21 protein-coding genes and 2 pseudogenes are annotated in these 21,253 nt (G+C 70.1%); 4 read left to right on the forward strand and 19 right to left on the reverse strand.

Features of this window, described 5'->3' with window-relative positions:
* The first annotated feature begins 165 nt into the window (after positions 1–165).
* Positions 166–783, forward strand: coding sequence for a DedA family protein (locus KBX53_RS02310; RefSeq protein ID WP_030332169.1), 618 nt, complete (start codon positions 166–168; stop codon positions 781–783).
* Positions 784–808: 25 nt separating this feature from the next.
* On the opposite strand, the gene KBX53_RS37070 is transcribed toward KBX53_RS02310, so the two are convergent.
* The 14 genes and pseudogenes from KBX53_RS37070 to KBX53_RS02370 form a co-directional block, all read right to left on the reverse strand.
* On the reverse strand, positions 809–1,087 hold the full coding sequence (locus KBX53_RS37070; protein WP_309140696.1) for a LuxR C-terminal-related transcriptional regulator: 279 nt from the start codon (positions 1,085–1,087) through the stop codon (positions 809–811).
* Positions 1,088–1,120: 33 nt separating this feature from the next.
* A pseudogene (locus tag KBX53_RS37075) lies at positions 1,121–2,062 on the reverse strand (cytidine deaminase); the annotation flags it as partial.
* 86 nt (positions 2,063–2,148) lie between these two features.
* Positions 2,149–3,429 (reverse strand): ABC transporter permease, encoded by a 1,281-nt coding sequence (locus KBX53_RS02320; protein WP_210857647.1) that lies wholly within the window; start codon positions 3,427–3,429, stop codon positions 2,149–2,151.
* 3 nt (positions 3,430–3,432) lie between these two features.
* A complete protein-coding gene (locus KBX53_RS02325; RefSeq protein WP_210857648.1) occupies positions 3,433–4,803 on the reverse strand; it encodes an ABC transporter permease in 1,371 nt (456 codons plus the stop codon).
* A gap of 156 nt (positions 4,804–4,959) precedes the next feature.
* Positions 4,960–5,388, reverse strand: a complete 429-nt coding sequence (locus tag KBX53_RS02330) for a hypothetical protein (RefSeq protein ID WP_309140697.1) — start codon at positions 5,386–5,388, stop codon at positions 4,960–4,962.
* Positions 5,389–5,425: 37 nt separating this feature from the next.
* Positions 5,426–5,542 (reverse strand): annotated as a pseudogene (locus KBX53_RS37080) (ATP-binding cassette domain-containing protein); the annotation flags it as partial.
* A gap of 261 nt (positions 5,543–5,803) precedes the next feature.
* The gene (locus KBX53_RS02335; RefSeq protein ID WP_210857658.1) at positions 5,804–6,871 is read right to left on the reverse strand and encodes a BMP family protein; all 1,068 of its coding nucleotides are present in this window, start codon (positions 6,869–6,871) and stop codon (positions 5,804–5,806) included.
* A gap of 278 nt (positions 6,872–7,149) precedes the next feature.
* Complete coding sequence (locus KBX53_RS02340; RefSeq protein WP_210857649.1) at positions 7,150–7,491, reverse strand: hypothetical protein; 342 nt, start codon at positions 7,489–7,491, stop codon at positions 7,150–7,152.
* Between the two features lie 69 nt (positions 7,492–7,560).
* Positions 7,561–8,931: a hypothetical protein gene (locus tag KBX53_RS02345; protein WP_210857650.1), complete on the reverse strand. Its 1,371-nt coding sequence runs from the start codon at positions 8,929–8,931 to the stop codon at positions 7,561–7,563.
* A 4-nt stretch (positions 8,932–8,935) separates the two neighbouring features.
* Positions 8,936–9,346, reverse strand: a complete 411-nt coding sequence (locus KBX53_RS02350; RefSeq protein ID WP_210857651.1) for a hypothetical protein — start codon at positions 9,344–9,346, stop codon at positions 8,936–8,938.
* Positions 9,343–10,065: a glycosyltransferase family 2 protein gene (locus KBX53_RS02355; protein WP_030329062.1), complete on the reverse strand. Its 723-nt coding sequence runs from the start codon at positions 10,063–10,065 to the stop codon at positions 9,343–9,345. The genes KBX53_RS02350 and KBX53_RS02355 overlap by 4 nt, the downstream gene beginning before the upstream one ends.
* 167 nt (positions 10,066–10,232) lie before the next feature.
* Positions 10,233–11,120, reverse strand: a complete 888-nt coding sequence (locus tag KBX53_RS02360; RefSeq protein ID WP_210857652.1) for a sugar ABC transporter permease — start codon at positions 11,118–11,120, stop codon at positions 10,233–10,235.
* Positions 11,117–12,754: an ABC transporter permease subunit gene (locus tag KBX53_RS02365; protein ID WP_030329066.1), complete on the reverse strand. Its 1,638-nt coding sequence runs from the start codon at positions 12,752–12,754 to the stop codon at positions 11,117–11,119. Before KBX53_RS02365 ends, KBX53_RS02360 begins: the two co-directional genes overlap by 4 nt.
* The gene (locus KBX53_RS02370; RefSeq protein ID WP_030329069.1) at positions 12,754–14,001 is read right to left on the reverse strand and encodes a maltose ABC transporter substrate-binding protein; all 1,248 of its coding nucleotides are present in this window, start codon (positions 13,999–14,001) and stop codon (positions 12,754–12,756) included. Before KBX53_RS02370 ends, KBX53_RS02365 begins: the two co-directional genes overlap by 1 nt.
* Positions 14,002–14,197: 196 nt before the next feature.
* On the opposite strand from KBX53_RS02370, the gene KBX53_RS02375 reads away from it, so the two are divergent.
* The 3 genes from KBX53_RS02375 to KBX53_RS02385 all read left to right on the forward strand — a co-directional run bounded on the left by KBX53_RS02375 (position 14,198) and on the right by KBX53_RS02385 (position 17,486).
* The gene (locus KBX53_RS02375; RefSeq protein WP_030329071.1) at positions 14,198–15,244 is read left to right on the forward strand and encodes a LacI family DNA-binding transcriptional regulator; all 1,047 of its coding nucleotides are present in this window, start codon (positions 14,198–14,200) and stop codon (positions 15,242–15,244) included.
* Positions 15,245–15,276: 32 nt separating this feature from the next.
* Positions 15,277–16,908: a glycoside hydrolase family 13 protein gene (locus tag KBX53_RS02380; protein ID WP_210857653.1), complete on the forward strand. Its 1,632-nt coding sequence runs from the start codon at positions 15,277–15,279 to the stop codon at positions 16,906–16,908.
* A gap of 206 nt (positions 16,909–17,114) precedes the next feature.
* Positions 17,115–17,486, forward strand: a complete 372-nt coding sequence (locus tag KBX53_RS02385; RefSeq protein ID WP_210857654.1) for a VOC family protein — start codon at positions 17,115–17,117, stop codon at positions 17,484–17,486.
* 4 nt (positions 17,487–17,490) lie between these two features.
* Here the strand turns inward: KBX53_RS02385 and KBX53_RS02390 are convergent, their stop codons facing one another.
* The 5 genes from KBX53_RS02390 to trpS form a co-directional block, all read right to left on the reverse strand.
* Positions 17,491–17,928, reverse strand: coding sequence for a hypothetical protein (locus KBX53_RS02390; RefSeq protein ID WP_030329078.1), 438 nt, complete (start codon positions 17,926–17,928; stop codon positions 17,491–17,493).
* A 172-nt stretch (positions 17,929–18,100) separates the two neighbouring features.
* On the reverse strand, positions 18,101–18,487 hold the full coding sequence (locus KBX53_RS02395) for a GntR family transcriptional regulator (RefSeq protein ID WP_210857655.1): 387 nt from the start codon (positions 18,485–18,487) through the stop codon (positions 18,101–18,103).
* Positions 18,487–19,413, reverse strand: a complete 927-nt coding sequence (locus tag KBX53_RS02400) for a YihY/virulence factor BrkB family protein (RefSeq protein WP_030329082.1) — start codon at positions 19,411–19,413, stop codon at positions 18,487–18,489. Before KBX53_RS02400 ends, KBX53_RS02395 begins: the two co-directional genes overlap by 1 nt.
* A 92-nt stretch (positions 19,414–19,505) precedes the next feature.
* Positions 19,506–20,075 (reverse strand): 2'-5' RNA ligase family protein, encoded by a 570-nt coding sequence (locus KBX53_RS02405; RefSeq protein WP_209444494.1) that lies wholly within the window; start codon positions 20,073–20,075, stop codon positions 19,506–19,508.
* Between the two features lie 25 nt (positions 20,076–20,100).
* Positions 20,101–21,126, reverse strand: coding sequence for a tryptophan--tRNA ligase (gene trpS, locus KBX53_RS02410; RefSeq protein ID WP_210857656.1), 1,026 nt, complete (start codon positions 21,124–21,126; stop codon positions 20,101–20,103).
* Positions 21,127–21,253: the final 127 nt, after the last annotated feature.

Below are 21,253 nucleotides of genomic sequence, written 5' to 3' on the forward strand. Positions count from 1 at the left end.
GATCACCCCCACCTCTCCCCGCGTCGATCTTGCACTTTCGGTTGTCGTTATGCGGCACTTGCAGGGTTTGGTCCAGGCACAAAGTGCAAGATCGGCGCGGGGAGAGGTGGGGGTGATCCCGCGGCTTCGGCCACCGGGCGGGTCGTACCCGGCGAGCATGGGGACATGGATTCCGCGCTCGACCTGCTCCGACAGCTGGTCACCTCACCGTGGGTGTACCTGTTGATCTTCGGGCTCACGGCGGTCGACGCGTTCTTCCCGGCCGTGCCCGGCGAGGCGGCCGTCATCACCGCCGCCGTGCTCTCCACCAGCGGCAACCCCAACCTGGCGGCGGTGATCGTCGCCGCCGCGGTGGGCGCCTGCGCCGGCGACCACGTGTCGTACGCCATCGGGCGCGGTGGCGGCGCGAACCGGCTCGCCGGATTCCCCGACGGCAGCCGCCGACGGGCCAGCTCCGAGTGGGCGCGCCGCGCGCTGGACCGACGCGGTGGGCTGATCCTGACCACCTCCCGGTACCTGCCGGGCGGCCGGACCGCGGTCACCCTCACCATGGGCGCGGTGCGGTATCCCCGCCGGTCGTTCCTGCTCTACGACGCGATCGCGGCGGTCACCTGGGCCCTGTACTGCGGGTTGCTCGGCTACTTCGGTGGGCTGGCCTTCGAACGCCACCCCGTCAAGGGCGTCCTCGCCGGGATCGGCCTCTCGGTGATCGTCACGCTGGGCATCGAGGGCGTCCGGTGGCTGCGGCACCGGGCGCACCGCCGCGCCGCCGCCCGCCACTGACCGGGCCGGATCGGCCTGCCGTTCGTCAGAGCAGGTCGGCGTCGTGCACCAGGATGGCCAGCTGCACCCGGTTGCCCGCCTGGAGTTTCGCCAGCGCCCGGCTGACGTGCGCCTTCACGGTGGCCTCGCTCATCGTCAGCTGTCTGGCGATCTCCGCGTTGCCGAGCCCGCGCGCCACCTCCCGGACGATCTCCAGCTCGCGCGCGGTGAGCGGCGCGAGTCGCTGCCGGGCCGCTTCCCGACGGGCCGGACCACGCTCGGCGAACGAGCTGATCAGGCGCCGGGTCACCGTCGGGGCGAGCATCGCGTTCCCGGCGGCCACCGTCCGGACGGCGGCGGCCAGCTCGCGGGGTGGGGTGTCCTTGAGCAGGAATCCCACCGCCCCGGCCCGCAACGCCCGGTGCACGTACTCGTCGAGGTCGAAGGTGGTCAACATGATCACCTTCGGTCCGGCGGAGACCACCTCGGGCGCGACGGTCAGCCCGTCGACGCCCGGCATCCGCACGTCGAGCAGCACCACGTCGGGGCGTAACCGGTGCGCCTGCTCCACCGCGCCGGCACCGTCGGCCGCCTCACCGACGACGGTGATGTCCTCGGCCGCCTCCAGGATCAGCCGCAGGCCGGCACGGACCAGGTGCTCGTCGTCGACCACCACCACCCGGGGCGTCCGGGCCAGACCCCAGGTGATCGCCTCGGCCGGCTGGTCCCAGCTCGGCGCTTCCTCCAGCACCCCGGTCTCGGCACCGGCGTCGTCTCCGGCCGACCGCTCCCAGTACGCCGTCCAGACCTGCTGACCAGCGGACATGTCCGGGTGCACGAAGACGGTGCCGCGCCCGCGCCAGGCAGCGAGCCGCTCCGGGACCACCGGCACCGGCGTCTCACCGGTGACGGCCTCCAGGTCCTCCACGCCGAAGGCGTGCGGCAGCAGCTCGGCCATCCGCAGTGGCCGGGTCTTGCTCTCGATCAGGCACTCCGGCCCGCCGTGCTCCCAGAGCAGCTGCCGGCACCGGCCGCACGGCATCAACGGCTCGCCGGTCGCGTCGACGCAGGAGAGCGCGACGAGCCGACCGCCACCGGTGGCGTGCAGGCTGGACACGACCCCGCACTCGGCGCAGAGCGTCACCCCGTACGCGGCGTTCTCCACGTTGCAGCCGACCACCACCCGGCCGTCGTCGACCAGCGCGGCGGCGCCGACCGGGAACGTCGAGTACGGCGCGTACGCGTGCCGCATCGCTTCGGTGGCGGCAGCGCGCAACTGCGCCCAGTCAATGTCGGTCATGTCATCATTCTGCCGAAGTAGCCCAGGTCAGAAGCGGGCAGGGCCGGGTCCCCGGCCCTGCCCGCAGCGGTCTGTGGTGATGGTGGTCAGCCCTTGATGTACGGCTTGCCGTCGGCGGCCGGTGCCCGGACCCGGCCAACCAGCCCGGCGACGGCCAGGATGGTCGCCAGGTAGGGCAGCATGGCCAGGAACTGGCTGGGGATCGAGCTGCTGATCGCGCCCAGGTAGGTGGCGAGCTGGTCGGCGAACCCGAAGAAGAGGGCGGCGAGCAGCGCGCCGGTCGGGTTCCACCGGCCGAAGATCAGCGCGGCCAGGGCGATGAAGCCCTTACCACCGATCATGTTCTTGGTGAACGAGTAGAGCGCCAGCGTGTAGGACGCGCCGCCGATGCCGGCGACCACACCGGCCAGCAGGACGTTGCGGTAGCGCACCCGCAGCACCTTGACGCCGAGCGTGTCGGCCGCGATCGGGTGCTCGCCGACGGACCGGGTACGCAGCCCCCACCGGGTGCGGAACAACGCGATGTGGATCACCAGGACCAGGAGCAGCCCGAGGTAGAGGAAGATGTTGCCGCGGAACAACGCCGGCCCGAGCACCGGGATGTCCTTCAGCAGCGGGATCTCCCAGTTGCTGAAGCGGGGCGCGCTGTTGTACCTCGCGGCGTCGGTCTGCATCAGCCGCTCGTAGAGGAAGCCGGTGACGCCGACCGCCAACAGGTTCAGCACGATGCCCATGACGACCTGGTCGACCAGGTAACGGTTGGCGACGCCGGCGCGCAGCTGCGAGAGGAACGCGCCGCCGATGGCGGCGGCGACCAGGCCCACCCAGACGCTGCCGGAGATGCTGCCGAAGAGGGCGCCGCTGAACGCGCCCATCAGCAGCTGACCCTCGATCGCCACGTTGACCACGCCGGAGCGTTCGCAGAGCACACCGGCGAGCGCGCCAAAGATCAACGGCAGGGCCAGGATGAAGGTGCCCCGGATGATGTTGACCAGCGGCATGAAGTTCTGCCCGGTCGGCGCGGCGGAGATCTGCCAGCAGAGGAACGACAGCACGAAACCGACCAGCCCGACGGCGAGCACGGGAAGGAACCACCGCTTCGGCACCCCGGCGAGGAGCGCCGCACCGGCGGCGATCGCGATGATCCCGAACAGGATCGCCCCGATCGTGCCGTTGATCTCCAACGCGGCGCCGGCCGCGTCGTCGCTGAGGGTGAACCGGGCCTGCTGGTCGGTGGCGAGCGCGCCGAAGAGCACCGCGGACAGCAGACCGAGCCCCAGCAGCGTGAGGCCGACCTTGCGGCTGCGGGTCCAGAAGCCCTCGTCTACCGGGGCGACGGCGATGTCGGGGACAGCCATGGTGGACATCAGTTACCAGCCCTTCGCCAGGCTCGTCTGCAACCGGGCGGCGCGGGCGGCCCGGAGCTGGAAGATCGCCTTCACCAGGGCCGGCGCGGCGATGAAGATGACGATCAGCGCCTGGAGCACCGTCACCAGCTCCAGCGAGATCCCGGAGTACGACTGCATCCGGTTACCACCGGCCTGCAGCGCCCCGAACAGCAGCGCGGCGAGCAACACCCCCCAGGGCTTCACCCGCCCGAGCAGCGCCACCAGGATGCCGTCGAAGCCGATCTGCGCGACCACCAGCGGGGTCAACGCGCTGGCGGTCGAGCCGAGCACCATGTTCGAGCCGCCGAGGCCGGCCAGGATGCCGGCAAAGACCATGATCAGGATGTACGTCCGGGTGACGCTGATGCCGGCGGTCCGGGCGGCGTCCGGGTTGGCACCGACCGCACGCAGCTCGAAGCCGAGCGTCGAGCGGTTGAGCAGCCAGGCGACCGCCCAGGTGGCCAGCACGGCGAGCAGGATGCCGGCGTGCACCCGCAGGTTGTCGCCGAGCAGTCGGGGCAGCTGGGCGGAGGTGTCCACCGCCTTGCTGATCGCGTCGGTACGGGTCGGGTCCTGCACGCCGTTCTGCACGATCAACCAGGTGAGGAAGTACGTGGCGACGTAGTTCAGCATGATCGTGTTGATCACCTCGTGCGCGCCGGCCCGGGCCTTGAGGATGCCGGGGATGAAACCCCAGATCGCTCCGCCCAGCGCGCCGGCCAGCACCGCCACCAGCAGGTGCAGGCCCGGCGGCAGCGGCAGCAGGAAGCCGGCCAGCGCCGCCATGATCACGCCGATGGTGGCCTGGCCCTGGGCGCCGATGTTGAACAGGCCGCCACGGAAGGCCAACGCCACCGACAGACCGGTGAAGACCAGCGGCGCCGCGTAGGTCAGCGTCTCCGAGATCGGCGCGAGCACCGCCTGCCAGCCGTTGGCGCCGTCCAGCCAGCCGGAGAACGCCTCGGGGTCGAAGATCGAGCCCTTGAACAGGTTCGCGTACGCCTCGCTGACGAGCGTCCAGCTGGAGTTGATCGCGTCGGACGGGCGGGAGGTGATGTACGAGTACGTGGAGAGCACATCGGGATCAGAAATGATCATCAGTACCGCGCCGACCACGATCGCCAACACCAGCGACAGCAGGGTCACCGTGAAGGTGTTGGCCGCCCAGAGGTTGTCCAGGAACAGCCGACCCAGGCTCGGCTTCGACCCCGGCTCCGGCTTCGCCGCCGGGCGGTCCGGCTCGGTCGCCACCTCGGCCCGTTCGGTGTTGCCGAGCGCGTTCTGCGCCGCCTGCGCCTCGCTCGCCGGCTCCTTGTCCGGCGAGCCGGACTGCGGGTTGGGTGAGTCGCTCATGCCGTCACTCCGCTTCGCTGCGTGACGCCATGAGGCACCAACGCCCTGCAACACCGATTCACTCGCTGCCGCTCGCTCATGCCGTCACTCCGCTTCGCTGCGTGACGCCATGAGGCACCAACGCCCTGCAACACCGATTCACTCGCTGCCGCTCGCTCATGCCTCGTCCTCGCTCGCGGAGCCCGGGTCGCTCGCCGGGCTCCCGTCGGTGGCCGGCCCGTCGCCGGGCGCGGCGTCCGTGTTGCGCTCGTTCGCCGAGTCCGGGGTGATGCCGGCCATCAGCAGGCCGATCTCCTCACGCGGGGTGTCCGGGCCGACGATGCCGATGATGCGACCGCGGTACATCACCGCGATCCGGTCGGCCAACCCGATCACCTCGTCGAGTTCGCTGGAGACCACCATGACGGCGGTGCCGACGTCCCGTTCGTGGATGATCTGGCTGTGGATGAACTCGATCGACCCGACGTCGACACCACGGGTCGGCTGGGCGGCGATGAGGAGCTTCAGCGGCCGGGACAGCTCCCGGGCCACGATCACCTTCTGCTGGTTGCCGCCGGAGAGCGTGCACCATGCCGATCCCGGCACCGACCGCGTCGGACGGGCCCTTCAGCTTCAACGGCTTGCCGTCGACCAGGATCTCGCCCTCGTCAGGCTGGTAGAGCCCGTAGAGCACGTTCATCAGGGTCGACTTGCCCGCGCCGTTCTCGCCGAGCAGGGCATGAATCTCTCCAGGCTCCACCGTCAGGTCGATGTGGTCGTTGGCGACCAGATCACCGAACCGCTTGGTGATGCCGCGCAGTTCGAGTCTCAGCGCAACCTCCTGGAGTGCGAGCGATGGTGCAGCCTAGCTGCCGTCAACCCGGCCGGAGCGGCCCGGCTGACGTGGTGCGCGATCGGCCGCTCCGACCCCACGGTCACCCGCAGGGCCGAAGCGGCCGATCGGTCGTACCTGTCCCCCGCCGACCTCCCCGATGATCTCACCGGAGGAGCCGTGCGGTTGTCACTTGGTCGGCTGAGCCTTCGAGGTGACGGTGATGGTGCCAGCGGCGATGTCAGCCTTGATCTTGTCGACCTCAGCCTTCAGCTCGGCCGGAACCTTGCTGTCGAAGTCGTGGTACGGGGCGATCGAGACACCGTTGTTGGCCAGGGTGCCGACGAAGCCCGGGTTGGCCGGAAGCTTGTCACCGGCGGCAGCCTTCACCACGGCCTCCTTGACGGCGTCCGGGATGTTCTTGACCACGGTGGTGATGATCGCCGAGCAGTCCGGGGTGCTCTCGCAGCCGTCGACGTCCACCCAGATGGTGCTGTACTTGCCACCCGAGGCCTTGGCGGCGGCGGTGGTGCCGAGGCCGGAGCCGCCGGCGACCGGCATGATGATGTCCGCGCCCTGGGCGACCAGCGCGTCGGAGACCTTCTTGCCCTCGTCCTGCTTGTCGAAGGCGTTGGAGAAGGAGCCCTTCTGGGTCTCCTTGTTCCAGCCCAGCGCCTGGACGTTCTTGCCCTTGGCCTTGTTGTACTGCGCGACGCCGTCGACGAAGCCGTCCATGAAGATCGTCACCGGCGGGATCGGCACCGCACCGTAGGTGGCCACCTTGCCGGACTTGGTCATTCCGGCGGCCAGGTAACCGGCCTGGAACGCGGCCTGCGCGGTGTCGAACTGCATCGGGTAGACGTTGTCCACACCCGGGTTGGCGTCGACGATGCCGAACACCTGGTTCGGGTTCGCCGCCGCGATCTTCTTAGTGGCGTTCTCCATCAGGCCACCGACCGCCAGGATGAAGTCGCACTTCTGGTTGACGAACTGCGTCAGGTTCGGCTCGTAGTCCGCCTCCGCCTTCGACGCGACGTACTTGATGTCGATGTTGTCGTTGGCGGCCTTGGCCTCCTGCAGGCCCTTCCAGGCCGAAGCGTTGAACGACTTGTCGTCGATGCCGCCGACGTCGGTCACCATGCAGGCGCTGAACTTCTTGGCGCCACTGCCGGCGTTGTTGTCATCCTTGGGCGCCTCGCCACAAGCGGCGGCGGTGAGCGCGAGCCCACCCACCGCGAAGATCGAGGCGATCCGCATCCCACGCACCGAGCGCAAGACGTCTCCTTCCCATTGCTCACCGCGCCTTGTGCGGTGGCAGCCCATCAGCCGGCCTGCGGGTGTGCCGCCGGCTGTCCCACGTTACGGACGGGAGCGTACGCCCGCGTCCACCCACCGGCCGACAATCGTGCACGACTGTTGAGCGCCTGTTACCCGGGTGTAACCCTTGCGTGGGGCAAGTCACTCTTCGTGCTGGTAGCCGAGCGCCAAGGTGTCCGCAACGTCCGTTTCCTGGAGGCGCCCACCCTCCCCGGACGTTACCGCCAAAAGACCGCTACCGCCGCGTTGACCAGGGTCAGGCCGACGATCGCGAGGAAGTGACCACGGTTGACCACGTCCCGCTTCCGGGAGAAGAAGACCATGACGAAGATCAGCAGCGCGATCACCAACTTCGTCACAAGTTTCGCCGGCGCCGGCTCGTCGCCGTCGCGTAGCGGCGCGGACAGGCCCAGCCCGGTCAGCAACTGGATCACCGCGCCCCAGAGCATGGCCTGGTTGATCCGCAGCCGACCGCTGGCGTACTGGGCGATCGAGCCGCCGAGCAGCAGGGCGAACCCGATCAGATGGACGTAGAGGAGGATGAGTCTGAGAGCTTCCACGCTCGCCATACTCCCCTATGAACGACGGATCGTAGTAGCGGGATCCGCCGACAGGCGCGAATCAGTCGATCAACCGGTCGTTCCCGGGGTGGAACCGGACATGGCCGGCTCGCGCGGCTGGTCGAGCACCGTCTGCGACCCGGCTCGGCTGTCACCGCCGAACGCGACGGCGACCCATCCGGCAAGGCTCACCGCAGCCAGGAGCACCACCGGCAGCGTCACCCGGTTCACCGAGGTCGCCAGCCACCACTGGATCTCGTTCGGGCCGGACAGGTAGGTCCCGATCAGAACCGCCAGGTAGTAGCCGTTGGCCGCCCACACCCAGCCGTCCGCCGCCAGCCCGGCGGCATGACGCCGCCCCCGCAGGAAGAGGGTGCCGATCAACGCCACCACCGCGGCGCCCACCAGCAGCGGACCAACCACGTCCCACAACGCCGCGACGGTGAACTGGAAGCGTTCCACCACCCCCGCGTCCCGAGCATCCGAGGTGCCGCTGGTGATGTCCGACTGGGCGTCCAACAGGCGGGCCAGCACCGCCCAGGCACCCCCGGCCAGCACCGGCAGCCACACCAGCGCCGCCCGCCGCAGGTCGGCGCGGCCCCGCACGGTGACCAGCACGGCCAGGCCCGCGACGGCGATCAGCCCCTCGTTCTTACTGAGCGCCGCGACGGTCAACAGCACCAGCGGCACCGCGGGTCGGCGCAGCGGATCCGCACCGAGCAGCAGCGCCACCGCCGCACCGGCGAAGGCAGTGGACCAGAGCGCGTCGGCGAGACCACCGGTCACTGCGTACGGGACGTTCGCCCAGGTTGCCAGGCCCACCGCGATGGCCAGCGCCCAGGCCACCCGCGCGGACACCCGGTTCAGCGCCCGCCGGACCAGGTAGACCAGCATCGCGACCGCCGAGACGGTGACCAACGTGCCGACGAGCTGCGCGGTACGGAAGTCCGGCTCGACGACGCTCCACACGGCGGCGACGGGCGCCGAGGCGAACGGCGGGTAGTCGGTGTGCGAGAAGACGAAGGCGGGGCTGCCGATCGTCGCCCGCGCGTACTCGCTGCCGTTGGCGAAGTAGCCGGCGTGCAGCCACCAGATGGAGTGGGCGTCCCACTGGAAGGCCGGCTCGAAGATCATGAAGCACGGTGGGAGCAGTGGCAGCGCGATCAGCAGGGCGTGCGACCACCCCCCGTACGGTGCCGACTCGCCGGGGCGGCGCGACAGCCACCAGGCGCCGGCCGCCCCGGCGACCAGCACCAGCGCGAGCCAGAGCAACAGCGGACCGCCGACGACCAGCATCAGGACCACCGCGACAGTGCTCAGGAGCGCCGCCGTCACCGGCGCGAAGAGCACTGCGAGGAAGGGACTGCGCAGCACCGCGAAGGCCAGCGGAAAACCGGCGGCGAGGAGGCCGAGCACGGCGAGCATCGAGGTGAGAGCCATGTCGTCAGCCGACCTTCCGGACGACCAGCCGCACGCCCGGGCTGGTCGGCCGCTTCCGCTGCACCGTGGTCACGCCCACCCAGTAGTCCCGAGGACCCGCCTGGACGACCACACATCCGCGCAGCACGGCAAGCTCACTCAACCGCTGTTGCCACAGGTCCTTGTTCGCCCGGGCCGGGGTGAGCGAGATCCGGCTGCCGGCGGGCACCTGCTCGACGAACTGCTGCCAGAGCGTCTCCAGATCCACCTGATGCTGGAGGGCCGGAAGGTCGTGTTCCCGGTCGGTCATGAAGGCGAGGCCACGACCGGTGGCCTGCACGGCGCCCTGGGCGGTCAGCAGGAGGCAGCCCACACCGACGAGCGCCACGACGACCCGGGCGATCGTGGTCGGGTCCCGGCGCTTCGTGCTGGTCATCGGTCAGCGAGGGTCTTGGCGGGGATGCCGCCGGGACGACGCCGGGCTCGTTCCCGGCCCAGGATCCACAACGCCTCGATGCCGTCCCGCCAGGTGATCTTCTTGCCCTCCGCGCGGCCCCGCGCCCGATAGGTGATCGGCACGTCGTAGGGGCGGATCTGCCGGCGCAGCAGCTTGCCGGTCACCTCGGCCTCCATGCCGAACCCGCGCGACCGGATGTTCAACGACCGGAACAGCTCCACCGGCATCAGTTTGAAGCACGTCTCCACATCGCCGATGTAGGAATTGAAAAGAATGTTCGCCGCCGTGGTGACGCCGCGGTTGCCGACCACGTACCAGAAGCTGTAGGCACTGTGGCTGCCGAAGGTGCGGTTGCCGTAGACGACTGTCGCCTGCCCCTCCAACACCGGCGCCAACAGCTGAGGGATGTCCTGGGGGTCGTACTCCAGGTCGGCGTCCAGGATCACCATGTACTCGCCCCGGGCGTTGTCCACAGCGGTCCTGATCGCCGCGCCCTTGCCCGCGTTGCGCGGGTGGGTCACGACCCGCAGCCGCGCGTCATCCATCCGACCGAGGATCTCGGCGGTCTCGTCAGTGCTGCCGTCGTCGACCACCACGATCTCGATCTCGCACGGGTACTGCACGGCGAGGGCCTGCTTCAGGGCCTCCCCGACGCGTTCCGCTTCGTTGTAGACCGGCATCAAGATCGACAGTTGCACGAGAGTCTCCCCGGGAACAGCACCGGACGGCGGATGAAGGGCGGCGGGCCACCAGCGGCCAGTGAAACAAAAGCGCCACACGTTCGCTGGCCCGCTCTCGCTGAGCAACGTCAGCACGGCGCCGGAGCACCCTACCGCGCGCCACCGGAGATCGACCGCCCCCGGTCTCACCCCTTGACGGCTCCCGAGGTCAGCCCGGAGACGATGTACCGCTGGAGAAACTGGAAGACCAGCACCGTCGGGATCGCGGTGAGCAGGGTGCCGGCCGCGAAAATGCCGAAGTTGTTGTTGCGCTCGTTGCCCTCCAACAGGCCGTACATCCCCACCGCCAGGGTCTTGGAGTCGCTACTGGTGAGGAAGACGTTGGCCATCAGGAACTCGTTGATGGTGCCGATGAAGGCCAACAGCCCGGCCACCGCCAGGATCGGCGCCACCAGCGGCAGCATGATCCGGAAGAAGACCTGGGCGTGCGACGCACCGTCCATGGTGGCCGACTCGTCCAACTCCCGCGGCAACGTGTCGAAGAAACCCTTCATCAGCCAGGTGTTCACCCCGAGCGCGCCACCCAGGTAGAGCAGCAGCAGACCCCACGGAGTGTTGAAGCCGATCGACGGCCACAGGTCGGTGATCGTGCCGAAGATCAGGTAGATCGCCACGATCGCCAGGAACTGCGGGAACATCTGCACCAGGAGCAGCGACAGCAGCCCCACCCGGCGGCCGCGGAACCGCATCCGGGAGAAGGCGTACGCGGCGAGCGCCGAGAGGAACACCGACGCGAACGCCGCCACCCCGGCGATCAGCAACGAGTTGAGGAACCACCGCCCGAAAGCGGTCCGCTCGAACAACCCACCGACATTGTCCAGCGACACCCCGCCGGTCGGCACCAACTCGGTGGTGGACAACGTACCGAGCGGGTTGAGTGCCGCGGACACCACGAAAACGATCGGGAACAGGCTGAACAACACGGCGAGCACGGCGACCAGGTGCCGCCAGCCGACCTGGGTGAACCAGCGGCCACGCCGCCGGCCGGCCTGGTTGAGGTTGAGGGTTGTCACGCGTACACCTCTTCCTGTTTGCGGGTGCGCCGGAAGCCGACCGCGGAGACCACCGCGACGATGGCGAAGATGAACACCGAGATGCCGGCGGCGAAGCCGAGCTGCGCCCCCTGGCCGCCGAAGGCGAGCCGATAGGTGTACGTGATCAGCAGGTCGGTGGCGCCGTTCGTCGGGTTGTCGGCGGGGAAGGGCGCACCGTCGGTGGTCAGGTAGATCGCGTTGAAGTTGTTGAAGTTGAACGCGAACGACGAGATCAGCAGCGGCGAGAGCGCTACCAGCAACAGCGGCAGGGTGACCGCGCGGAAGGACTGCCAGGGTGAGGCCCCGTCGACCGAGGTGGCCTCGGTCAGCTCGCGCGGGATGGCCTGCAACGCACCGGTGGCCACCAGGAACATGTACGGGTACCCGAGCCAGAGCTGCACCAGGATGACCGCGAAGCGGGCCGTCCACGCCTGACCGAACCAGTCCACGTCCAGCCCGAACAGGTTGTTGATCAGCCCGAAGTCGGCGTTGAACATGTCCCGCCAGGCCAGCAGCATCGCGAACGACGGCATGGCGTACGGCAGGACCAGCAGCACCCGGTAGAGATTGGTGCCGCGCATCCGGGCCGAGTGCAGCGCGACCGCGATCAGCATGCCGAGCAGGAACGTCCCACCGGTGGAGCCGATGGCGAAGGCGAAGTTCCAGATCAGGGTGCTGAGGAAGGGGCCGGAGACGTTCTTGTCGGTGAGCACACGGGTGAAGTTGGTCAGCCCGGCGTTGACCTTCCAGCCCTGGGCCAGCCGCTCACCGTCGGCGGCGACGAAGGCACCCGCCTCGTCGTCGGCGGTCCAGGTCCGCCCGGTCTCGGCGTCGCGGACGCAGTCGCAGGCGGCGTCGTACGCCCGCACCGCCTTGCCCTCGTACGCGCGGGACAGGCCGCTGGAGCGCAGCGCGCCACCGGGGGTGGGCACCACCAGGTCGGTGATCTCCTTGCTGCGGGAGCTGGCCTGGCCGATGTTCAGCACTGTGTACCCGGCGGCGGCGGTGACCCTCCCGCCGGTGGCGACCGTGACGTCGGCACTGTCGAGTCGGCGCAGCCCGTCGCTGTCACCGACGGAGACCGCGCCGGTGCCCGGGTCGGTGACCAGGAAGACCAGCGCACCGGTGGCCGGGTCGCCGGTGGTGGCGATCGTCAGGGCGTACTCGGCGGATCCGGGTACCTGGGTGACCGACGAGGACTCGATGGCGACGATCGCGTCGTCCTTGCTGCCCCGGTGCCCGTCCCCGAAGTTGGTGAAGGCGGTGCTGGCGGTGTAGAGCACCGGGATGACCTGGAAGGCGATCAGGAACAGGGTTCCCGGGACCAGGTACTTGGCGGGGACGTGCCGACGGGTGAGGTACAGGTAGAACAGCCCGGCGGTGGACGCCACCAGCAGCGCCAGGCCGACCCACATCTCGGCGGCGACGAGCGGGAACGCCGCCCAGACGGCGACACCGGCGGTCAGGCCGAGCAGGAGCACCTTGCCGGCGAGCCCGGTCAGGGTGATCGGCGCGTGGTCACGTGTGGCACGGGAGCGCGGGGGTGGGGAGCCGGCGGGCTCCCGGCCCGGGGCCTGCGTGGCAGACCCCGGGCCGGACAGCGGCGTACTCATTACTTGATCTGGCCGGAGATCGTCTTGCCGGCGGCGGTGATGGTGCTGGTCGGGTCCGCCCCACCGATGACGGCGGCCTCGGCCTTGCCGAACGGGTCCCAGATCGCGGCCATCGCCGGAATGGCCGGGAGCACCTGCCCGTTCCTGCCCGCCTCCTGGAACTTGGCCAGGTCCGCGTCGGCGCCCTTGACCTGGTCGAGGGCGGCGGTCAACGCCGGCGGCCGGGGCTCGGCGTTGTACAACGCGACGGCCAGCTCGGGCGTGGTGGTGTAGTTGGCCACGAACTCCTGGGCCAGCGCCTTGTTGGTGCCCTTGGCCGCGACGTAGAACGCCTGCACGCCCACGAACGGCTGGGCTTCCCTGCCGCCGGCGAAGCCGGGGATCGCCGAGATGTCGTACGAGATGCCGGCCTTCTTGACGTCGGCCACGGCCCACGGTCCGGAGACCAGGTACGCGCACTTCTTGCCGGTGAAGGTGGCGATCGAGTTGGTGTCCGCGATGGAGCGCTTGAGCACACCCGCGCCCTTCTCGCCGAGCGCGCCGATCTTCTTGAAGGCCTCAATGGACTCGGGCTTGCCCACGCCCAGGTCCTTCGGGTCGTAGTCGCCGTTGGCGCCGGTGCCGAAGAGGTATCCGCCGGCCGAGCTGTAGAGCGGGTAGATGTGGTAGGCGTCGCCGTTCTGGCCGACCTGGAGGCAGAGCGTCTCGGTGACCTTCTTCGACGCCGTGAGCTGCTTGCCCTTGGCGACCAGGTCCTCAATGGTCTTCGGCGCCTCGGGGGCCAGCTCGGTGTTGCGGATCAGCGCCAGGTTCTCCTGCGCGTACGGCACGCCGTAGAGCTGGCCGTTGAAGGTGACCGCCTTGACGGCTGTCGCGTTGAAGGCGCTCTTCTGGTCGGCGGCGAGCTGCACCGGGTCGATGGCGCCGTTCTGCACCAGGTTACCGATCCAGTCGTGTGCGCCGACCACGACGTCCGGCCCGCTGCCCTGTTGGGACGCGGTGACGAAGTTGGTCTGCAGGTCCTTGCTGACGGCCTGGACCTCGACGGTGACGCCGTTCTCCTGGCCGAACTTCTCGGCGAACGGCTTGAGGGCGGCGGTCCGCTTGTCGTCCGCCCAGATGACCATCTTGCCGCCGGCTGCCTTGGGGGTGTCCTTCGCGGCCGGCTCGTCGCTGTCGCCACCGCAGCCCGAGGCGGCGAGCGCCAGGGCGAAGAGGGCGACCACACCCGCGGTACGGATGCGCATCGGTGCTCCTGTCGTCATGGCGGGTCCGCCGGGGGAGGGCGGCCGGCCAGTGGAAAGTTTGGAAGTTCTTGCCAACCGACGCATGATGTTGCGCCGCTGCTCGCGCATGTTGCGGGGACGTTAGCAAGACGTTGCAGATTATGGAAGGGCTTGCAAAGCACTCCGCAAGAACTTGCCGGTGGGCTAAAGTGCCGCCATGCGCGCTCGACTGTCCGACATCGCCCAGCAGGCCGAAGTCAGCGAGGCCACGGTGTCGCGGGTGCTCAACGACCGCCCCGGCGTGGCAGCGGAGACCCGCCAGGCCGTCCTCACCGCCCTCGACGTGCTCGGATACGAGCGCCCGGCCCGACTGCGTAAGCGCAGCGCCGGCCTGGTCGGCCTGGTGGTACCGGAGCTGGACAACCCGATCTTCCCCGCCTTCGCCCAGGTCATCGAGTCGACCCTGGCGCAGAGCGGGTTCACCCCGGTGCTCTGCACCCAGACCGCCGGCGGGGTGACCGAGGACGAGTACGTGGAGATGCTGCTGGACCGGCAGGTCTCCGGGATCGTCTTCGTCTCCGGCCTGCACGCCGACACCGCCGCCAACCACGACCGCTACCGGGCGCTGCTCGCCCGGCCGTTGCCGGTCGTGATGATCAACGGGTACGTGCCCGGCATCGGCGCACCCTTCGTGTCCTGCGACGACCGGGAGGCGGCCGAACTCGCCGTCGCCCACCTGGTCGCGCTCGGACATCGGAGGATCGGCCTGATCACCGGCCCGGACCGGTTCGTCCCGGTGCAGCGCAAGGTCGCCGGCTGGCGATCCGCGATGACCCGACTGGCCGGCGTCGCCGAAGCCGACCTGGGCCCACTCGCCGAGCTGTCACTGTTCGGAGTGGAGGGTGGCGAGGCGGCGGCCGGGCGACTGCTGGACCGCGGCGTCACCGGTGTGGTCTGCGGCTCCGACCTGATGGCGCTCGGCGCGGTCCGGGCCGCCCGCCAACGCGGCCTCAACGTGCCCGACGGCCTCTCCGTGGTGGGTTACGACGACTCACCGCTGATGGCCTTCACCGACCCGCCGCTGACCACCATGCGGCAGCCGGTCACCGCGATGGCGGTGGCCGCCGTCCGGGCACTGGTGGACGAGATCAACGGGCACGGCGCCCCGCATTCGGAGTACCTGTTCCGCCCGGAGCTGGTGGTCCGCGGCTCCACGGCTGTCGCACCGAGTTCCGCACGCCTTTCTTACGCAAGATCTGCTTGACTCTTGCAGCGGCCGGCCGGCATATTGCTCGAATGATCAGCGCCGCCACCCCACCGCCCGCCGCCGACGACTGGTGGCGTTCCGCGGTCGTCTACCAGGTGTACGTCCGCAGCTTCGCCGACAGCGACGGCGACGGCATCGGCGACCTCCAGGGCATCCGGCAGCGCCTGCCGTACCTGCGCGACCTCGGGGTGGACGCGCTCTGGCTGACCCCCTTCTACACCTCGCCCATGATCGACGGCGGGTACGACGTGGCCGACTACCGCGACGTCGACCCGATGTTCGGCACCCTCGACGACTTCGACGCGATGATCACCGACGCGCACGCCCACAGCCTGCGGATCATCGTCGACCTGGTGCCCAACCACACCTCCAGCGCGCACCAGTGGTTCACCGCCGCGCTTGCCGCCGGCCCCGGCTCACCGGAGCGGGCCCGCTACCTCTTCGCCGACGGCCGGGGCGCGCACGGCGAGCTGCCCCCGAACGACTGGGAGAGCATCTTCGGCGGCCCCGCCTGGACGCGGATCGCTGACGGTCAGTGGTACCTGCACCTGTTCGACCCGTCGCAGCCCGACCTGAACTGGCGCCACCCGGAGGTCCGCGCCGAGTTCGAGGACGTGCTGCGGTTCTGGCTGGACCGGGGCGTGGACGGATTCCGCATCGACGTGGCGCACGGCATGATCAAGGCGGAAGGGCTGCCGGACGTCGGCTTCAGCTCGATGACCACCGGCCAGCGTCAGGTCGAACTGCTCGGCAAGGGCCGGTTGCCGTACTTCGACCAGGACGAGGTGCACGAGATCTACCGCGCCTGGCGGCCCATCCTGGACAGCTACCCGGGCGGCCGGATGGCGGTCGCCGAGGCATGGGCCGAGACGCCGCAGCGGCTGGCCCGCTACATCGGCCCGGACGAGTTGCACCAGGCGTTCAGCTTCGACTTCCTCGACGCCACCTGGTCGGCCGACTCGTTCCGCAAGGTGATCGACACCGCGCTGGCCGAGGCGACAGTGGTCGGGGCGCCCACCACCTGGGTGTTGTCCAACCACGACAAGCAGCGGCACGTCACCCGATACGGCGACGGCCCCGAAGGACTGCGCCGAGCCCGCGCCGCCAGCCTGCTGATGCTCGCCCTGCCCGGCTGCGCCTACCTCTACCAGGGCGAGGAGTTGGGCCTGCCCGAGGTTCTCGACCTCCCCGACGAGCTACGCCAGGATCCGGCGTTCCTGCGCACCGGCGAGAGCCGGGACGGCTGCCGGGTGCCCATCCCGTGGAGCGGCGAGTTGACCCCGTACGGCTTCGGGCCGGCCGGCAGCGAGCTGAGCTGGCTACCCGCCCCGGCCCTCTGGCAGACGCTCTCCGTCGCCGCGCAGACCGGCGTGCCCGGCTCCACCCTGGAGCTGTACCGGGCGGCACTGCGGATCCGGCACGACCATCCCGCGCTCGCCCTCGACGCCGACGGGGTCACCTGGCGGGAGAGCGAACCGGGCGTGCTGGCCTTCTCCCGTACCGCCGGCACAACCGTGCTGACCTGCGTGGTCAACCTCAGCGGCGCACCGGTCCTGATCCACGGGTACGGCCAGCCGCTCGTCGCCAGCGACGAGCTCACCGAGCAGGGCACCGGTCATCTGCTGCCCATTGACGCGGCAGTCTGGTTGGAACAGCGCTGAACGGGTAACTCGTTCTCGACCTGGTCGTTCGTCGTGCCCCGCGCCGGCGGGCGACTGGGCTACCGACCCCTTGTGGTGGGGGGTGAGGTGCCACCGGCGCCGCGCGGAGTCCGCTCCGCGTGGCGCCGGTGTCCGTAGCCGGCCGGTGGTGTGGCCCGCAGGGGCCGCGGGTACGGAATTGGGCACCGTCGTTACGGAGGTGCCCCATGGTGGTACGGATCGCCCAGTGCACGCTCGACGTCGAGGACCTGGACGTGATGGTCGCGTTCTGGTCGACGGCCCTCGGCTACGACGTCGAGCGCGGCGACGACGGCAGCGCCAGGCTCCGGCCGCCCGGGCCGCCGTCCGCCACGGCGCCCACCGTGTGGTTGCAGGGCTCGGGCACCGCCAAGCGGGGCAAGAACCGGCTGCACCTCGACCTGGTCGCGGACGCGGACCCCCAGGCCGAGGTACGGCGGCTGCTGAGCCTCGGCGCGCGGCACGTCGACGTCGGGCAGACCGGGGCCGAACAGTTCACGGTGCTCGCCGACCCGGAGGGCAACGAGTTCTGCGTGCTGGACCGCCCGCCGACCCGCTGAGCCCTCACTTCGCGGTCAGCAACGCCGCGATCCGGGTGAAGCCGGCACGCACCTCGGCCTCGTCCGGCGGTTCGGCGGGTTCACCGTGACCCGCCTCGTCGGCTGCCGCGTCCAACTCCTCGTCGATCACGTCCTCGAAGTCCCCGTACAGGTCGGCCCCCTCCACCTGACGGGCCTCGTCCTCGGCGGCGACCTGCGCGGCGGCGATCTCGCTGCGGATCTCGTCGGGGGACAGCGCCGGCAGCAACGGCTCCACCACGGCCACCAACTGCTCCTCGGCCACCACCGCCTCGGCCAGGGCCAACGCGTGGGGGCGCTCGTACGGCCCGCAGACCACCGGCTCCCACTCGTCGAGGTCACCGAGCGGACCGAAGGTGATGATCCACGGCAGGCCGAGCAGCGGTGAGTCCGCCGGCAGGTCGAGTGTCATGAGTGCGCCCACCGGCTCATCATGGTCCGCGAACGCGAGCGCCGATGCGGTTCTCCACTGTTGTCGCCCGTCCGGCGGTCCTCCGGCGCTCGTCCGGTGGCCCTCCCGCGCTCGTTCGGTGGTCGTTCGGCGCTCGTTCGGTGGTCGTTCGGCGGCTGTCTCGACGGCCGTGTTGGCCGGCCGGTCAGCCGGGACGGACAGCGTCCAGAGCGGCGCGGACCAGGGCGAGCGCCGTGGCCGGGGGCACACCGAGCCGAGCCGCCTCCGCCGCGTAGCCGGCCGCTGCCCGCTGGAGACGGTCGACGGCGTCGTCCCGCCCCGGAGCGACGAAGGTGCCGTTGCGTCCCCGGGTCTCCAACAGCCCGGCCGTCTCCAACTCGCGGTAGGCGCGAGCCACCGTGTTCGCTGCCAACCGCAGGTCAGCGGCGAGCTGCCGGACGGTCGGCAGCCGAGTGCCGACCGGCAACCGGCCGTCGCCGATCAGCTCGGCGAGCTGCACCCGCACCTGCTCGTACGGGGGCACCGGCGAGTCCGCATCGACCGAGATCAGCACCTGCCCGCCTTCCGTCATCAGCCCGCCCCGCCCGGCGTACCGGGGTCGATGCCCTCGTCGACATCCTTCGGCGGCGCCGGGGTCTCCGCGAGATCCACGACCCGACCGGTGGTGCTGGTCGCGAGGAGCGCCGCGCCGAACAGCACCAACTGGTTGAGCAGGTAGAGGTAGAGCAGCAGACCGACGGCACCGGCCACCACGGTGTACGCCGGATTCCGCTCGGTCCGCACCACGTAGTATCGCCCGACCGTGTTCAGCAGGGTGATACCGATCGCCACCAGCAACACCACCGGGCGCAGCCGGGAGCGGCTCATCCGCAGCCGGGGCACGGCGAGCAGCAGCGCGGTGGCGAGCACGGTGTTGACCAGCACGCTGAGCACCGCGCTGATCGTGGTCAGACCGACCGAGCCGGTGCTGCGGAGCAGGAAACGCAGCAGCGACTCCAACGCGTCGACCGCCGCGACCGACACGCCGAGCAGCACGAAGACGCCGATCATCACGCCCAGGTCGACGAGCCGCCGCACCACCAGGTTGCCCGGCTGCTGGTTGAGCCGGTACATCAGTCGCTGCGAGGATCGGATGGCCTCCACCCAGCCGATCCCGGTGAAAACCAGGATGACCAGGCCGACCACACCGACGGTGCCGCTGGAGTTGGCGATCTGCTCGGCGTCCAGGAACGGCAGATTCTCCTTGAGGAAGTCGGCCGCCGCCGCGCTGACCTCGTCGTTGTCCTCCAGGATCGCGCCGAAGACGGAGAACGCGACCAGGGCGAGGGCGAACACCGCGAAGAAGCCGTAGTAGGCGATCGCGGCTGCCAACCGGCCGGCCAGCACCTCGCCGTACAGCACGCCGGCCCGCCACACGTGGTCGAAGAGGCTCGACCGGTGGCGCGCGCCGCTCACCCAGCGGTCGATGCCCGCCTCGATCCGGCCGATCACGTTCACGCGATCATCCTCGCCGATCTCCCACCGCTGTCGTGGCAACCAGCTTCCCGTGCTCGCCGGCCGGCGCGTCGCCGCGCTTCAGTCGCCGCGCTTCAGTCGCCGAGGCAGAAGTCCCGGCGTGGCTGCCACCTGGTCTGCCCGCTGTGCGAGAAGAGGGTGAACGCGCCGACCTCGAACACCGCGGAGAAGTCGGCGAGATCCTCGTACACCTTGTCCAGGGCCTCCGGTGCCACGTCCTGAGCCACTGTGACGTGCGGATGGTACGGGAATCGGAGCTCCCGGTGCAGGCCGGGCGTCGCGGCGATGGCCGCGGCCAGCAACTCGCACTCGCTGATCCCGGCGGCCACCGCGACGAACACCACCTGGGTGACCGGACGGAACGTGCCGGTGCCCCGCAGGTGCAGCGTGAACGGCAGGTGCGCGGCGGCGACGGCGGCCAGGTGCCGCTCGACCGCAGGCAGGTTGGCCGTGCGAATCTCGGTGGGACCGAGCAACGTCACGTGCGCGGGCACCGCCAGCGGATCGCCGGCCTCGATCCGTCGCCGGGTGAGCTGGGCACCCCACGGCTCGGGGATGTCCACCGCGATGCCGATCTGGATGGTGTCGCCGGTCGGCGGCACCCCGCCACTGCGATCCACGCTTCGCGCCGCCCCTCCGACCACCGACCCGTCCACCTGTACCGCGGACCTACTCGCCGCGCACAGGCGGGAAGAACCCGACCCGCTCGTACGCGGACCGCAGGGTCGCCGAAGCCACCGCGCGGGCCTTCTCCGCGCCGGCCGCGAGCAGCTTGTCCAACTGCGCCGGATCGTCCAGGTAGGTGCGGGTGCGCTCCTGGATCGGCCGGACGAAGTCCGTCACGACCTCGGCCAGCTCCTTCTTCAGGTCGCCGTAGCCTCGACCCGCGAACGCGGCCACCAACTCGTCGATGCTGCGGCCGCTGAGCGCCGAGTGGATGGTCAACAGGTTGGACACGCCCGGCTTGGTCTCGGCGTCGAAGACGATCTCCCGGCCGGTGTCGGTCACCGCCGAACGGATCTTCTTCGCGGACCGGGCCGGATCTTCGAGCAGGTCGATGATGCCGGCCGGCGAGGACGACGACTTCGACATCTTCGCCGTCGGGTCCTGCAGATCGGTGATCTTGGCAGTGTCCTTGACGATGTGTGGCGCGGGCACCGTGAACGTGGCGCCGAACAGCGAGTTGAACCGCTGGGCCAGATCCCGGGAGAGCTCCAGGTGCTGGCGCTGGTCCTCGCCGACCGGAACCGCGTTGGCCTGGTAGAGCAGGATGTCGGCGGCCTGGAGGACCGGATAGGTGAACAGCCCGACGCTGGCCCGCTCGTTACCCTGCTTCTGCGACTTGTCCTTGAACTGGGTCATCCGGCTGGCCTCGCCGAAGCCGGTGATGCAGCCGAGCACCCAGGCCAGCTGCGGGTGCTCGGGCACCTGCGACTGGACGAACAGGGTGCTGCGTTCCGGGTCCAGCCCGACCGCGAAGAGCTGGGCCGCGGCCACCCGGGTCCGCTGGCGCAGCAGCGCCGGGTCGTGCCCCGCGGTGATGGCGTGCAGGTCCACGACGCAGTAGAACGCGTCGTGGGTGTCCTGCAGGGCTACCCAGTGCCGCACCGCGCCCAGATAGTTGCCGAGGTGGAACGAGTCGGCTGTCGGCTGGATGCCGGAGAAGACGCGGGGCCGGGCGGGAACGTCGGACATGGCGATAATTCTGTCAGCAAGCAACCCGGTCCGTCATGACGGGCCGGCGGGTCGGCTCCGCCCCGCCGATGCCGGGGTGCTGACCTCGCGTGCTTCGCCCGCGCCAACCCGGTGCGTCGACCCGACC

It is taken from the genome of Micromonospora sp. M51, from assembly GCF_018070305.1.
Classification (GTDB): domain Bacteria; phylum Actinomycetota; class Actinomycetes; order Mycobacteriales; family Micromonosporaceae; genus Micromonospora; species Micromonospora parva.